The organism is Streptomyces sp. NPDC001157, from assembly GCF_053598255.1.
This window is the reverse complement of sequence record NZ_JBSFJW010000007.1, coordinates 85,851-99,455: the sequence shown is the minus strand read 5'-3', so window position 1 is coordinate 99,455 and position 13,605 is coordinate 85,851. Positions and strand designations below refer to the sequence as shown.

The window sequence follows — 13,605 nt, the reverse complement described above, 5'->3', positions numbered from 1 at the left end:
GCGCGCGCGGGACGGCACGCGCGCGCGTGCTCGTTATCTTCCGCACATGCTGCATGATCCTGGGGGACACCCCCCAGACCCCCGAATCCGTCTGCTCGCCATGGCGGGCGTAGTGGTGTGCGCAGTCGTGCTGCCGCTCGCCGTGGCCTCCGCGGGACCGGCTGGCGACGAGGGGCACACCGTCGTGCGTGCCCCCGCGCGCTCGTCTGTACGTGCCTCCTCGCGTCCCCAGGATGCCAAGGCGCCCTCCGCCGCCCCCGCCCCTTCTCCCCTGCTCGATCTCGGTCTGGACACAGCCGTCCGCTGTGGCCCCGAACTCACCTCCCCCGAAGGCGTCGAGGCACAGACCTGTGTGCTCACGCAGGGCGAGGACACCTGGGCGCGCACCTACTACCGCAATGTGACCGGCAAGGCCCTGGACTCCGCACTGAGTCTCATGGGGCCCGGTGGCCGCACCGTGCAGCTGAGCTGCGCCGTGGGCGCCGAGGACGAGCCGGGGATGTGCGAGACACCCCGGCAGCACACCCGGGGCGCGCTGGACGCCTACACGGCGGTCGCGGAGTTCGCGGGACAGGCCGGGCGCGGTCCGCTGCTGCTGCGCTCCGGGAGCAACTCCGGGAAAAACACCGGCAGTTGACGGGCGACCGCATTCCGTAAAGGAATCGCGCGCATGAAAAAGACCCGGTTGCTGGCGACGGGGGATGCACCAGCAACCGGGCTACTGGAACGGTAACAAGAGATCCGCGGTTCGCAAATTCGATCCGGGCTTTCCAGTCACGTATTTGCTTGTTCCCAACGGGACTTGTGAGCGGAGTCACCGATTCCGGAAGATCGGGTTCGGCTGGCTGGTCGGTCAGTCGAACCCGATCTCGTCGCTCTTCGTCAACTGAGCGTGACCTGCCGGTTGGTGAGGCCGCCGCGTGCGCGGCGCTCGTCGGCCGTCAGCGGTGCGTCCGAGGCGAGAGCCGCCGCGAGGCGCTCGGCGAACTCGGCCGCCGGCTTCTCGATGTCGTCCGCGCCGACCCCGCTCGGCAGGTCCCAGACCGGGACGGTGAGCCCGTGAGCGCGGAAGGAACCCACGAGGCGGGTGCCTTCACCGAGGTTCGACCGGCCCGCCGCGTGCAGCCGCGCGAGGGCGTCCAGAAGCTGCTCCTCCGGGTGCGGCATGACCCAGCGCAGGTGGTTCTTGTCCGGGGTCTCGCACCAGTACGCGGCGTCCACACCGGTGAGCTTCGCGGTCGGGATGGCCGCGGCGTTGGCCCGCTCCAGGGAGGCGGCCACCTCCGGCGTGGCGTTCTCGGAGTCCGGGACCCAGAACTCGAAACCGCTGTGCACAACTGGCTCGAACACGCCTTCGGGGTCGAGCAGATCCTGCAGCCGCGGACCGTCGGCCGGAGCGCGCCGGCCCTCGACCGGTGTGCCGGGCGCCGCGGTCAGCGCGCGCTGGAGGGTGTCGGCGAGGTCGCGGCTGATGTCGCCGGACGCCGTGTCGTTCTGCAGACCCAGCAGCACCGAGCCGTCGTCGCGGCGCAGGGCCGGCCAGGCCATCGGCAGCACCGTCGCCAGCGTGACGGACGGGACGCCCTCGGGCAGGCCGCCCTTCAGGGGCAGCTCCACCGTGGCCGCCGGCACCAGCTCACGCAGCGCCACCCAGTCGCACTCACCCGGAAGTCCCTCGAAGGGACGGTGCACCAGCTCGGTCACGGCGTGTGCGGCGGCCCGTCCGTGACAGGCCTTGTAGCGGCGGCCGCTGCCACACGGGCAGGGCTCGCGGGCGCCTACGACCGGGACCTCCCCGTCCGTGATCTGCGGGCGCTTGGCCTTCGTCTGGGGTCGCTTCTTGGCCATCGTGGGTGTCTCCCGGTTACGGCTCGTCTGGTACGGCGGGAGCCTAGCCGTTCACGCCGTGAGCCACGGGGACCTGTGGACAGCCAGGTGTTCAGTCCAGGTCGTCGAACGCGTCCGCGAAGTGGCCCGGCATCGCCGGGATCCTCGACACCGTCGGTGCGGTGACGCGCGTAGCGAAGTCGTCGCGTCGGAGCCCGGCGTCCGGGTCGTGGACGTCCCCGTGCACGACGACCCATACGGTGACCTCGCCGCGGGCGTCGTCCCGTACGCCCCAGTCGTCGGCCAGCGCGGTGATGATGTTCAGCCCACGGCCGCCGTGTGCGGTGACCGAGGGTGTGGCCGGAGCCGGGCGGGTGGGCCCGCCGCCGTCCGTCACCTCCACTGTGAGCCGACCGCTCAGATCCACCCGCCATGCGGCCCGGACGTCGCCGTCCCCGGCCAGGGCGTCGCCCAGGGGTCGGCCGTGCTTGCACGCGTTGCTCAAGAGTTCGGACAGAATGAGTACGGCATCGTCGATCACGGCGTCCGACACACCGCCCGAGCGCAACTGCTCGCGCATCCGGTGTCGTGCCTCCCCCACGCCCGCAGGGCCATGGGGTACGGCCATGCTCGACGACGTGGGCACCTCCTGTGCCACCACCAACGCCACCCCCGAGACCTCCTTTGCCCCACGCCACGGTGTGGATGCCCCATTGGCCTGTACCGGAAACCGGCCAATCCACGTTCAGTGACGCATTCGCAACGATCGAATACGGAGCGAATGCGCCGGGGCACTCCCTGTAGCCGTGTGGCCGGATTTCGACTGTGGCCGAGTCTGGAGGATGGTGCCCGAGTGGCGGGTGGGTCAAGAGTCCTTCACAGGTCTTTACCGGTGACGAACGGTGACGAAGAGTAGTGACGCACCGTGGTGACGAAGGGTGAGGAGCGTCGCTCAGCGGCCGAGCTGGCGCAGAACCGCACGTGGCCGGTTGGTGATGATGGCGTCGATGCCCAGTTCGACACAGAGATCCACGTCCTCGGGCTCGTTCACCGTCCAGACGTGCACCTGGTGGCCGGCCGCCTTCAGGCGCTCGATGTACGCGGGGTGGTTGCGCACGATCCGGATCGAGGGGCCCGCGATCCGGACACCCGCCGGCAGCCGTCCGTCGCGCAGCCGGGGCGAGACGAACTGCAGCAGATAGACCGTCGGCAGGGTCGGCGAGGCGGCACGCACGCGATGCAGCGAACGCGCCGAGAAGCTCATCACGCGCACCGGCGACTCGTCGGCCGACGCCGGGGCGTCCAGCCCGAACCGTTTCAGCAGCACCAGCAGCCGCTCCTCCACCTGCCCCGCCCACCGCGTCGGGTGCTTGGTCTCGATCGCGAGCTCCACCCGCCGCCCCGCGTCCGCGACCAGCTCCAGCAGCCGCTCCAGGGTCAGTACGGAGGTGTCCTCCCGGTCCTCGGGCCGGAACTCCCAGTCGGGCTCCTCGTCGCGCGTGCGCCACAGCTCCCGCGTCTTGCGCGAGCCGAAGTCCAGGGCGGCGAGCTCCGCGAGCTCCAGCGCCGAGACCGCGCCGCGGCCGTTGGACGTACGGTTGACGCGACGGTCGTGGACGCAGACGAGATGGCCGTCCGCCGTCAGGCGTACATCACACTCGAGGGCGTCCGCACCGTCCTCGATCGCCTTCTTGTATGCGGCGAGGGTGTGCTCGGGGGCCTCTTCGGAGGCTCCGCGGTGGGCGACGACTTGAATCCGGTGCCGGCGTGCGTGGGTCACCGCGTCATGGTGCCACCGCAGGGGGGTAGTCGTGCGATCGGGGGAGCATAGATTGCGCCCCTTTTGCCTGTCATGGCCTATATAAGGAAAGGCCCCGGACCCACAGGCACCGCTTATGGTGCCCTGACGGCTCATGGGAAAAGCTGACGGCATACAAAAGAACATGCACAGCTGCATCGCGCCGGGCCGTCGACCAACGTGAACGAGCGTGACCGAGTGCGACCGAGAACAACAGCCGTGGACCGAGGAGAGAAGCTGTGAGCACCGAGAACGAGGGCACTGCGGTACCCCCGGCCCCGTCCGCACCTCCCGTGCCGGTGGACGCTCCCACTCCTTCGGCACCCGCCGCCCCCGAGGGGAGCGACCGGACGGCCCCGCTTCCGCCCGTGCCTCCGGGCGCCCCCGGCGCGCAGGAGCACACACAGGAGCAGCAGCCCGCGCCCGCGGGCTCGGCCCCGGACGCCTCCTGGCCGCCCCCGGCCATGCCCTCCTACTCCGACGGCGGCGCCGGCGGCGCGGGCTCCGGCTGGGGCTCCTCGTACCAGCAGCAGCCCGCACCGAAGTCCGGCCGCGGCGGTCTCGTGGCCGCGATACTGGTGGCCGCGCTGGTCGCCGGCGGCCTGGGCGGCGGTCTCGGCTACACGCTGGCCAAGAACCACGACGACAACACCGGCTCCACGACGGTCTCCGCCTCCACCAGCGGCGGCGCCGTCAAGCGGGATGCGGGCACGGTCGCGGGCGTGGCCGCCAGGGCGCTGCCGAGCACGGTCACCATCGAGGCCGAGTCCACCAGCGGCGAAGGCGGCACCGGCACGGGCTTCGTCTTCGACACCCAGGGCCACATCGTCACCAACAACCACGTCGTCGCGGAGGCGGTCGACGGCGGCAAGCTGACGGCGACCTTCCCGAGCGGCAAGAAGTACGACGCCGAGGTCGTCGGCCACGCTCAGGGGTACGACGTGGCGGTGATCAAGCTCAAGAACGCCCCGTCGGACCTCAAGCCCCTGCCCCTCGGCGACTCCGACAAGGTGGCCGTGGGCGACTCGACGATCGCCATCGGCGCCCCCTTCGGTCTGTCCAACACGGTCACGACGGGCATCATCAGCGCGAAGAACCGCCCGGTGGCCTCCAGCGACGGCTCCGGCAGCAGCAGTGCGTCGTACATGAGCGCCCTGCAGACGGACGCCTCGATAAACCCGGGCAACTCCGGTGGCCCGCTGCTCGATGCGGCGGGCAACGTCATAGGCATCAACTCCGCGATCCAGTCCACCGGCAGCGGCGGCCTCGGCGGCTCCAGCCAGTCCGGCTCGATCGGCCTGGGCTTCGCCATCCCGATCAACCAGGCCAAGTACGTCGCCCAGCAGCTGATCAAGACCGGCAAGCCGGTCTACGCGAAGATCGGCGCGTCCGTCTCCCTGGAGGACTCCTCGAGCGGCGCGAAGATCACCGAGCAGGGCGCAGGCGGCTCCTCCGCGGTCGAGTCGGGCGGCCCCGCCGACAAGGCGGGCCTCAAGCCCGGCGACGTGATCACCAAGCTCGACGACCACGTCATCGACTCCGGCCCCACCCTGATCGGTGAGATCTGGACGCACAAGCCCGGCGACCAGGTCACGATCACCTATGAACGCGACGGCAAGTCCCACACGGTCCAGCTCACCCTGGGCGCGCGGCAGGGCGACAGCTGACCTCACACATCGGACCCGGTGCGGACCACGGCCCGCACGACACCTGCGGGGCCGGTACGCTGTACCCGCTCCGCCCCTGGTGGGCGGCAGCGGCAGCGGGGTGGGTTGCCCGAGCGGCCTAAGGGAACGGTCTTGAAAACCGTCGTGGCAGCGATGTCACCGTGGGTTCAAATCCCACACCCACCGCGGGTTGTCGAGCCTTGGTGCCGGAACGATTCCGGCACCAAGGCTCTCTTGTTTCACATGGCAACAACACGCTTCCGCATCAGAGCAGGGGGCCTCCTGCCGACGTTCTTCCTTGCCGCGTGCACGTCAGGTCCCGGCGCCGAGCCGGGCCACGCGAACTCGGCCTCCCCGAGCCGGACCACCACGACCGCGGCGCAGCAGGAGAAGAAGTTCGGTGCCGAGGCCCGGTCGGCCCTGCAAGCCACTGCGACCGGCTCGATGGTGGCCTCCGGTCTGGAACGTGTGTCGGGCGGACTGCACACAGATCGGGCCTTGCCGCGGGCACCGCATACCGCCTGACCGTGGTCTGTGCCGGCACCGGAACCGCCGTCATCGAGTTCGCACCGTCAGGCGCGGCGGCGAGGAAGCCGCTCTCCTGCGACGAGACGACGGTCCTGGAACGCTTCACGGCGAAGCGCGAGCAACACCTCGACATCAACGGCGGCCGGGGCTCCACAGGGATGATTGCCTGGCGGATCGAAAGGGCGTGAGCCGGACCGGCCGGCTAGAGCGCGCAGTCCTGCGCCAGCCCCTCCCAGTCCACCCTCCGCAACGAACCCTCCGCATCGCAGCCGCACGGCACCCGAGCGGTCGGCTGGAACCAGATGACCGTAAGGGCCGAGTGGTACAGGACCGGGTCGTGGGCCGGGTCCAGTGCCGAGGAGCGGAAAGAGCCGACGCAGGCGACGGACGGCAGGACCTCGACGGGGCCGAAGGCGCCCGCGTACTGGTCCGGGTGTTCGCGCGGGGGCGGGACGAGGTGGACCGGGGTGGCGGGGGACGTGTGTGCCGCGGTGCTGAGCAGGCTCTTGATCACCATGTCGTTGAGCGGCTTGCAGGGGTACCCCGGGCAGTCCTGCGGCATTCCTCCGTACGTCGACGACAGCCGCAGCTCGGCGAGGTCGACCGAGCGGCCGGAGGAGAGGACCACGCGGGCCAGCGACATGGTCCGCGCTCTCGGGCGGTCGTGCATGGACGTCCTCTGCTCAGGTGCTCACGTACTCAGGTGCTCAAGTGCTCCAGTGCTCATGTCTCGCCTGGCCTCAAGGCCGGTGCCCCGACATCCGTGCCGCCGACGCGATCGTCGCCCGTGCTTCCCTTTCCGACAGACCGGTGTTGAGAGCCGCGTCCAGTAAGGGGGCGACCAGGGCGGGCCCGATGCCGTTCTCGTAGGCGCGGCAGGCGGCCCAGAACAGGCGGGTGTTGCGCTGTCCCTCGTGCGCGGCCAGGACGAACTGGACGAGACCCTGGCCGTGGTCGCCGGCCGACGGGTGCGTCGAGGGGTGGACCGGGCGCGGCGGCGGGAGCAGCAGACGCAGGAGGGCCGGCGGGCAGGCGGCGGGCGCGAGATGGGCTGTGCCGGGCGCTGCCGTGTAGACGCCGTGGTCGGTGCGGGAGCCGGGGCCGACGAGGTAGCCGCCGGCGCCGCGGATGTCGATGCCGGGGGCGAGGCGGCCGGCGGAGTTGGGGACGGCGGCGTCGGGAGGGCCGGTCAGCCAGAGGTGGCGGCCGCCGCTGGGCGTGAGGACGACGACCGTCTCGGGGATGGTGAAGAGGTGGCGCAGGGCCAGTTCGCGCAGAGCTGCCGAGGAGTCCGTACCGGATTTCGTGTCGAGGTCGACGCCGATCAGATGGTGGGGCGGAAGCCCGCAGGCGATGCCGTAGCCGGTCGCCCACGGGGCCGCGGCGAACAGTTCGCGGATGCGGGCCGGGTCGGTCGAGGCGTCGTACACCCCGTGTCCGAGGCGGCCGCACTCGCCGTGGCAGGGCTGGGGGGCGGGGTCGTCGTGGTGGGGGGAGCGCAGGGCCGGGAGTTTCGTCCGGGACAGGGGAATGACGGCCAGTCCGCGCTCGGCGGCTGACAGGGCGTGTGCGAGGGCCAGCGTCGTGGCCTGCCGGTCGGTGGTGGCCATGGCTCTATGTTCGTACACGCGTTCGAAAAAGGGAAGGGGGTCGTGCTCGACGCGCCCGGGTGTGGAGGTTGCACGGAAAAATGTCGGCCTGCTGCACCCCTTGCGGCACTTGGGGTGGAGACGCCCGGACCACCCCGGCCTGGGTGTTAGAAGTCGCGATAGGGGTTTATCGACATGTCGTAGCACTTGAGAAGGAATCGTGCGTTCCGGTGTGGTTCGCCGGGGATTCGGTGGGCAACTCTGATCTTGCGACGTCGTGCACAGCGCCGGGGCGGTCGGCCAACTGCCTTGGTACCAGCCGTACTTCACGTTGGTGTTCTGGAGGAACAACATGGCAAGCATCCGTACCGCCCGCGTCATCGCCGCCGTCTCCGCCCTTCCGCTGGCAGCCGCACTGTTCGCCGGCGTCGCGGCGGCGGACAACGGCGCCATCGCGGACAACGGATCGAACGCGGGTGTCGTCAGCGCCGTCGGCAGCGGTGTCGGGCTCGACAACAACGGCAACTCCTCGACCACACAGCAGAACGCGGTCGGCTCCGGTGCCTCGAACCAGAGCAACACCGCCCAGGTCAAGGGCTCCGCGTTCACGGCCGTCAACCAGGGGAACAAGAACGTGGCCATCAACTTCAGCGAACTGTGGTGAGCCGGCTCGCCTGACTCGAAAGGTCAGGTGTGCTCAGGGGTGCAAGGGCGTCTGCGCGGCGGTACTTCGGTGCCGCCGCGCAGGCGTTTTCGCGTCGGGGCCGCCGACCTTGACAGTGGACTTTATCTGACGGACAGTCAGAAACTCCGGCCGGGAACGCGGGAACCCGCTCGGCGGCTGCGGTGTACCAGAAGTGTCAGTGCGATGGGCGATGCAGGACACGGCGAGGGGGCGACGTTGAGCGAGGACGAGCTGGGGGCGCGGCTGAAGGCCTACGAGGGGCGGCGCGCCGCCGTTTCCGGCAGAGGCAGGGATCCCGTCAACGCGCCCATGATCAGGCACTGGTGCGAGGCGATGGGAGACACCAACCCGGCTTATGCGGGCCCCGACGCCATAGCTCCTCCCACCATGCTCCAGGCGTGGACCATGGGCGGCCTCTCCGGCCACGAGGGACGCACGGGGGACTACGACGAGCTGCTCACCCTGCTGGACGAGGCGGGCTGCACCTCGGTCGTGGCGACCGACTGCGAGCAGGAGTACGTGCGACCCCTGCACCCCGGGGACGAGATCACCTTCGACACGGTGATCGAGTCGGTGTCCGAGCGGAAGACGACGAAGCTGGGCGCGGGGTACTTCGTCACCACGCGGACGGACGTCCGGGCGGGCCACGCCCTCGTGGGCACGCACCGCTTCCGCATCCTCAAGTACGCCCCCGCACGCCGACGGAAGCCGGAGCAGCCCGCCCGGCGCCCGCGACCCGTCGTCAACCGTGACAACGCCGGCTTCTGGGAAGGAGTCGAGCGCCACCGGCTGCTCATCCAGCGCTGCACGGACTGCGCGACCCTGCGCTTCCCCTGGCTGCCGGGCTGCAACAAGTGCGGCGGCCCCGACTGGGACACGGTCGAGGCAAGCGGCGAGGGCACGGTGTACTCGTACGTCGTCATGCACCACCCGCCCTTCCCGGCCTTCTCCCCTCCCTACGCGGTCGCCCTCATCGAACTCGCCGAGGGCGTAAGGATGATCAGCGACGTGGTGGGAGTGCCCTACGACAAAGTGCGCATCGGAATGCCCGTGCGGCTCGAATTCCAGGTGTACGACGAGGAGTTGGTACTGCCGGTGTTCCGTGCCCGGGAGGGGGAGGCCGTATGAGGGCCGGTGAGAAGCTGCCGCCGCTGGAGATCCCGATCACCCGCACCCTGATCGTGGCCGGCGCCATCGCCTCCCGCGACTACCAGGACGTGCACCACGACGCCGAGCTGGCCCGGCAGAAGGGCTCCCCGGACATCTTCATGAACATCCTGACGACGAACGGCCTGATCGGCCGCTACATCACCGACCACTTCGGCCCGACGGCCGTGCTGCGCAAAGTGGCCATACGGCTGGGAGCGCCCAACTACCCGGGCGACACAATGGTGTTGACGGGCACGGTGGAGACAGTCGTGGAGCAGGCCGACGGCGACACGGCGACGGTCCGGGTGGTGGGGGCGAACGGCATCGGCAGCCATGTCACGGGCACGGTGACGGTCACCGTCCCCGCGGAAGGCCCGGGGGGTGCCGGATGAGCGTCCGCAGCCGGGACGGCCTCGGCGGGCGGGCCGCGATCGTCGGCATCGGCGCCACGGAGTTCTCCAAGGACTCGGGGCGCAGCGAGCTGCGGCTGGCCGTGGAGGCGGTGCGGGCCGCGCTGGACGACGCCGGGCTGACACCGGGGGACGTGGACGGGCTGGTCACCTTCACGATGGACACCAGCCCGGAGATCACCGTGGCCCAGGCCTGCGGGATCGGCGAACTGTCCTTCTTCTCCCGCGTCCACTACGGCGGCGGCGCCGCTTGTGCGACCGTCCAGCAGGCGGCGCTCGCGGTGGCGACGGGGATCGCGGAGGTCGTGGTCTGCTACCGCGCGTTCAACGAGAGGTCGGGCCGCCGCTTCGGCTCCGGGGTGCAGCACCGGGAGCCGTCGGCGGAGGGCGCGGCACTCGGCTGGTCGCTGCCGTTCGGGCTGCTGACCCCGGCGTCCTGGGTGGCGATGACCGCGCAGCGGTATCTGCACACATACGGGCTGACCCCCGAGGCGTTCGGGCAGGTGGCGGTCGTCGACCGGAAGTACGCGGCGACGAACCCGGCCGCGTACTTCCACGGCCGCCCGATCACCCTCGCCGATCACGCGGCCTCGCGCTGGATCGTCGAGCCGCTCAGGCTCCTGGACTGCTGCCAGGAGACCGACGGCGGCCAGGCGATCGTCGTCACCTCGGTGGAGCGGGCCCGCGATCTTCCCCATCCGCCCGCCGTCATAGCGGCGGCCGCCCAGGGCGCGGGCCGTGCGCAGGAGCAGATGACGAGCTTCTACCGCGACGACCTGACGGGCCTGCCGGAGATGGGCGTGGTCGCCCGGCAGCTGTGGCGCACCTCCGGGCTGACGCCGGCCGACATGGACGTGGCGATCCTGTACGACCACTTCACACCGTTCGTGCTGATGCAGCTGGAGGAGTTCGCGTTCTGCGGGAAAGGGGAGGCGGCGGACTTCGTGGCCGGGGAGTCGTTGCCGATCAATACGCACGGAGGGCAGCTGGGGGAGGCCTACCTCCACGGGATGAACGGGATGGCGGAGGGGGTGCGACAGCTGCGCGGGACGGCCGTGAACCGAATACCGGGAGCGGGACGGGTCCTGGTCACCGCAGGCACCGGCGTGCCCACATCCGGCCTGGTCCTGACCGCGGACGGCTGAGCGGCGGGGTCCGGGAGCCAGGGTGGGGGCCAGGGTGGCCGGGCGCCCCCCCAGGGGTCATCCCGCAGTACTCCGGGGCTGCTCCTCCACCTACAGGAGGTGCAGCTACCTCCACCCCTACAACCTGAGGCGGACTCGGCTTCGGGACCTGCGGCCGATGAGCCGGAGGTGCCCTCGCTCATAGCGTGGAGCCATGACCACACCCGTCTGCACCAGCGCCTCGACCGCTGCCGAGCCAGCGGCGCTGACCCTCCCGTATCCGTCGTTCGCGTCGTACGTGAGGGCCCGGCAGCCCGTGCTGCTGCGTACCGCCCGGTCGCTGACCGGCAACCCGAGCGACGCGGAGGACCTGCTGCAGACCGCGCTCACCAAGACATATGTCGCCTGGGAGCGGATCGAGGACCACCGTGCGCTCGACGGCTATGTGCGCCGGGCGCTGGTCAACACGCGCACCTCGCAGTGGCGCAAGCGCAGGGTCGACGAGTTCGTGTGCGAGGAGCTGCCCGAGCCGGAGCCCGTGCGGGGCGGGGACGACCCGGCCGAGCAGCAGGCACTGCACGACGCGATGTGGCGGGCGATCATGAAGCTGCCCGCCCGGCAGCGAGCGATGGTCGTCCTCAGGTACTACGAGGACCTCAGCGAGGTCCAGACGGCCGAGGTGCTCGGTGTGTCGGTGGGTACGGTGAAGTCTGCGGTGTCGCGCGCGCTGGGCAAGTTGCGCGAGGATCCTGAGCTGGGGCTTGTGCGGTAATGCGGCTGCCTGGGGCCCGTTGAGGGCCTACCTGGTGGCAATTGGTGGCCGACGTGATGTGATCGATCATCGGCACCTAGTGACATACCGCGCGGTATGTGCGCAGAATCAGCGCAACCCTTGCCGCCGCGTAGGCAATGTCGCCCCGGGAGGACACCGTGCTGAGCACGATGCAGGACGTACCGCTGCTGATCTCGAGGATCCTGACCCACGGGTCGACGGTCCACGGGACATCGCAGGTGACCACCTGGACCGGGGAGGGCGAGCCGCACCGCCGCTCCTTCGCCGAGATCGGAGCCCGCGCCGCCCAGCTCGCGCACGCTCTGCGCGAGGAACTCGGGGTCGTGGACGCCGACCGGGTGGCGACCCTCGCGTGGAACAACGCCGAGCATGTCGAGGCCTACTTCGCGATCCCCTCCATGGGCGCGGTGCTGCACACGCTCAACCTCCGCCTCCCGGCCGAACAGCTGGTGTGGATCGTCAACCACGCGGCCGACAGGGTCGTCATCGTCAACGGCTCGTTGCTCCCGCTGCTCGCCCCGCTGCTGCCGAAGCTGCCCACGATCGAGCACATCGTCGTCACCGGCCCCGGTGACCGCTCCCTCCTCGAGGGCGCCCGCCCCCAGGTGCACGAGTACGAGGACCTGATCGCGGACAGGCCGACCGGCTACGACTGGCCGGAGCTGGACGAACGCCAGGCCGCCGCCATGTGCTACACCTCCGGCACCACGGGCGACCCCAAGGGCGTGGTGTACAGCCACCGTTCGATCTATCTGCACTCCATGCAGGTCAACATGGCCCAGTCGATGGGCCTGACCGACCAGGACACCTCGCTCGTGGTGGTCCCCCAGTTCCACGTCAACGCCTGGGGTCTGCCGCACGCCACCTTCATGACCGGCGTCAACCTGCTGATGCCGGACCGCTTCCTGCAGCCGGCGCCGCTCGCCGAGATGATCGAGTCCGAGCGCCCGACCCATGCGGCGGCCGTCCCCACCATCTGGCAGGGTCTGCTCGCCGAGCTGACCGCCAAGCCGCGCGACGTCTCCGCCCTCACCCAGGTGACCATCGGCGGCTCGGCCTGTCCGCCCTCGCTCATGGAGGCCTTCGACAAGCTGGGCATGCGGGTCTGTCACGCCTGGGGCATGACCGAGACCTCCCCGCTGGGCACGATCGCCCGCCCGCCGGCCCACGCGGTCGGTACGGAGGAGGAGTTCGCGTACCGCCTGACCCAGGGCCGTTTCCCGGCCGGCGTCGAGGCCCGGCTGAGCGGCCCCGGCGGTGAGCGCCTCCCCTGGGACGGCAAGTCCGCCGGTGAGCTGGAGGTCCGCGGCAACTGGATCGCGGGCGCCTACTACAACGGCCCCGACGGCGAACCCCTGCGCCCGGCCGACAAGTTCAGCGAGGACGGCTGGCTGAAGACGGGGGACGTCGGGACGATCTCTGCCGAGGGCTTCCTCACCCTCACCGACCGCGCCAAGGACGTCATCAAGTCCGGCGGCGAGTGGATCTCCTCCGTCGACCTCGAGAACGCCCTGATGTCCCACCCGGACGTCGCCGAGGCAGCCGTGGTCGCCGTCCCCGACGAGAAGTGGGGCGAACGCCCGCTGGCCACGGTCGTGTTGAAGGAGGGCGCCACCGCCGACTTCGAGACCCTGCGCGCCTTCCTCGCCGACGAGGGCCACATCGCCAAGTGGCAGCTCCCGGAGCGCTGGACGATCATCGAGGCGGTGCCGAAGACGAGCGTGGGCAAGTTCGACAAGAAGGTGCTGCGCAGGCAGTACGCGGAGGGGGAACTGGACGTCACCAAGCTCTGAGCGATGACCGTGACCGTCGCGCGGCGGCCCGGACCCGGCGTGCGGTGACCGGACCGCTGGGCGGCGGCCCGGACCCGCCGTACGACGGCGTTCACCGTCGAACCACGGGTCTCCACCGCACACACGGATCCAGCCGTCGGCACCACGGATCCGACCGCCGCACAGGCCCTCACCGGTGTACGGCTGCGCGGCTGTAGGGCGACTCTCACCGCCGACATGCGACTTCGCCCTCGTGCGACGAC

General features: G+C 70.4%; 15 protein-coding genes and 1 tRNA gene. 11 read left to right on the top strand and 5 right to left on the bottom strand.

Annotated elements, in window-relative coordinates; all coding sequences use genetic code 11:
• Positions 1-46: 46 nt before the first annotated feature.
• The gene (locus ACWDAG_RS15255) at positions 47-637 is read left to right on the top strand and encodes a hypothetical protein (RefSeq protein ID WP_450696068.1); all 591 of its coding nucleotides are present in this window, start codon (positions 47-49) and stop codon (positions 635-637) included.
• Between the two features lie 245 nt (positions 638-882).
• Here the strand turns inward: ACWDAG_RS15255 and ACWDAG_RS15250 are convergent, their stop codons facing one another.
• The 3 genes from ACWDAG_RS15250 to ACWDAG_RS15240 all read right to left on the bottom strand — a co-directional run bounded on the left by ACWDAG_RS15250 (position 883) and on the right by ACWDAG_RS15240 (position 3,607).
• Positions 883-1,848, bottom strand: a complete 966-nt coding sequence (locus ACWDAG_RS15250) for a DUF5926 family protein (RefSeq protein WP_450696067.1) — start codon at positions 1,846-1,848, stop codon at positions 883-885.
• A 91-nt stretch (positions 1,849-1,939) separates the two neighbouring features.
• Positions 1,940-2,497, bottom strand: a complete 558-nt coding sequence (locus ACWDAG_RS15245) for an ATP-binding protein (RefSeq protein WP_450696066.1) — start codon at positions 2,495-2,497, stop codon at positions 1,940-1,942.
• 282 nt (positions 2,498-2,779) lie between these two features.
• Positions 2,780-3,607, bottom strand: coding sequence for a glycerophosphodiester phosphodiesterase (locus ACWDAG_RS15240; RefSeq protein ID WP_450696065.1), 828 nt, complete (start codon positions 3,605-3,607; stop codon positions 2,780-2,782).
• 257 nt (positions 3,608-3,864) lie between these two features.
• On the opposite strand from ACWDAG_RS15240, the gene ACWDAG_RS15235 reads away from it, so the two are divergent.
• From ACWDAG_RS15235 to ACWDAG_RS15220, 4 genes are all read left to right on the top strand, one after another.
• Positions 3,865-5,292, top strand: a complete 1,428-nt coding sequence (locus ACWDAG_RS15235) for a S1C family serine protease (RefSeq protein ID WP_450696064.1) — start codon at positions 3,865-3,867, stop codon at positions 5,290-5,292.
• A gap of 99 nt (positions 5,293-5,391) precedes the next feature.
• Positions 5,392-5,478, top strand: a tRNA-Ser gene (locus tag ACWDAG_RS15230).
• A 57-nt stretch (positions 5,479-5,535) separates the two neighbouring features.
• A complete protein-coding gene (locus ACWDAG_RS15225; protein WP_450696063.1) occupies positions 5,536-5,817 on the top strand; it encodes a hypothetical protein in 282 nt (93 codons plus the stop codon).
• A gap of 2 nt (positions 5,818-5,819) precedes the next feature.
• Positions 5,820-6,008: a hypothetical protein gene (locus tag ACWDAG_RS15220; RefSeq protein WP_450696062.1), complete on the top strand. Its 189-nt coding sequence runs from the start codon at positions 5,820-5,822 to the stop codon at positions 6,006-6,008.
• A gap of 14 nt (positions 6,009-6,022) precedes the next feature.
• Here ACWDAG_RS15220 and ACWDAG_RS15215 read toward each other — a convergent pair whose 3' ends face one another.
• Together ACWDAG_RS15215 and ACWDAG_RS15210 are read right to left on the bottom strand one after the other, a co-directional pair.
• Positions 6,023-6,490 carry a hypothetical protein gene (locus ACWDAG_RS15215; RefSeq protein WP_450696061.1) on the bottom strand — a complete coding sequence of 156 codons (468 nt, stop codon included), beginning with the start codon at positions 6,488-6,490 and terminating at the stop codon, positions 6,023-6,025.
• A gap of 70 nt (positions 6,491-6,560) precedes the next feature.
• Positions 6,561-7,430, bottom strand: coding sequence for a bifunctional DNA primase/polymerase (locus tag ACWDAG_RS15210; protein WP_450696060.1), 870 nt, complete (start codon positions 7,428-7,430; stop codon positions 6,561-6,563).
• Positions 7,431-7,761: 331 nt separating this feature from the next.
• Between ACWDAG_RS15210 and ACWDAG_RS15205 the strand changes: the two genes are divergently transcribed.
• The 6 genes from ACWDAG_RS15205 to ACWDAG_RS15180 all read left to right on the top strand — a co-directional run bounded on the left by ACWDAG_RS15205 (position 7,762) and on the right by ACWDAG_RS15180 (position 13,363).
• Positions 7,762-8,073: a hypothetical protein gene (locus tag ACWDAG_RS15205; protein ID WP_450696059.1), complete on the top strand. Its 312-nt coding sequence runs from the start codon at positions 7,762-7,764 to the stop codon at positions 8,071-8,073.
• 204 nt (positions 8,074-8,277) lie between these two features.
• The gene (locus ACWDAG_RS15200; protein ID WP_450696058.1) at positions 8,278-9,222 is read left to right on the top strand and encodes a bifunctional MaoC family dehydratase N-terminal/OB-fold nucleic acid binding domain-containing protein; all 945 of its coding nucleotides are present in this window, start codon (positions 8,278-8,280) and stop codon (positions 9,220-9,222) included.
• Entirely contained in the window at positions 9,219-9,635 is a 417-nt protein-coding gene (locus tag ACWDAG_RS15195) for a MaoC family dehydratase (RefSeq protein WP_450696057.1), read from the top strand. Before ACWDAG_RS15200 ends, ACWDAG_RS15195 begins: the two co-directional genes overlap by 4 nt.
• On the top strand, positions 9,632-10,798 hold the full coding sequence (locus ACWDAG_RS15190) for a lipid-transfer protein (RefSeq protein WP_450696056.1): 1,167 nt from the start codon (positions 9,632-9,634) through the stop codon (positions 10,796-10,798). Before ACWDAG_RS15195 ends, ACWDAG_RS15190 begins: the two co-directional genes overlap by 4 nt.
• A 193-nt stretch (positions 10,799-10,991) precedes the next feature.
• Positions 10,992-11,549, top strand: a complete 558-nt coding sequence (locus ACWDAG_RS15185; RefSeq protein ID WP_450696055.1) for a SigE family RNA polymerase sigma factor — start codon at positions 10,992-10,994, stop codon at positions 11,547-11,549.
• Between the two features lie 137 nt (positions 11,550-11,686).
• Entirely contained in the window at positions 11,687-13,363 is a 1,677-nt protein-coding gene (locus ACWDAG_RS15180) for a long-chain fatty acid--CoA ligase (RefSeq protein WP_450696054.1), read from the top strand.
• Positions 13,364-13,605: the final 242 nt, after the last annotated feature.

Bases quoted from the DNA above. Each gene is read 5' to 3' on its own strand.
- ACWDAG_RS15190 (WP_450696056.1), top strand. From the start codon at position 9,632: ATGAGCGTCCGCAGCCGGGACGGCCTCGGCGGGCGGGCCGCGATCGTC.
- ACWDAG_RS15200 (WP_450696058.1), top strand. From the start codon at position 8,278: ATGGGCGATGCAGGACACGGCGAGGGGGCGACGTTGAGCGAGGACGAG.
- ACWDAG_RS15225 (WP_450696063.1), top strand. From the start codon at position 5,536: ATGGCAACAACACGCTTCCGCATCAGAGCAGGGGGCCTCCTGCCGACG.
- ACWDAG_RS15215 (WP_450696061.1), bottom strand. From the start codon at position 6,490: ATGCACGACCGCCCGAGAGCGCGGACCATGTCGCTGGCCCGCGTGGTC.
- ACWDAG_RS15250 (WP_450696067.1), bottom strand. From the start codon at position 1,848: ATGGCCAAGAAGCGACCCCAGACGAAGGCCAAGCGCCCGCAGATCACG.
- ACWDAG_RS15180 (WP_450696054.1), top strand. From the start codon at position 11,687: ATGTCGCCCCGGGAGGACACCGTGCTGAGCACGATGCAGGACGTACCG.
- ACWDAG_RS15205 (WP_450696059.1), top strand. From the start codon at position 7,762: ATGGCAAGCATCCGTACCGCCCGCGTCATCGCCGCCGTCTCCGCCCTT.
- ACWDAG_RS15210 (WP_450696060.1), bottom strand. From the start codon at position 7,430: ATGGCCACCACCGACCGGCAGGCCACGACGCTGGCCCTCGCACACGCC.
- ACWDAG_RS15195 (WP_450696057.1), top strand. From the start codon at position 9,219: ATGAGGGCCGGTGAGAAGCTGCCGCCGCTGGAGATCCCGATCACCCGC.
- ACWDAG_RS15255 (WP_450696068.1), top strand. From the start codon at position 47: ATGCTGCATGATCCTGGGGGACACCCCCCAGACCCCCGAATCCGTCTG.
- ACWDAG_RS15185 (WP_450696055.1), top strand. From the start codon at position 10,992: ATGACCACACCCGTCTGCACCAGCGCCTCGACCGCTGCCGAGCCAGCG.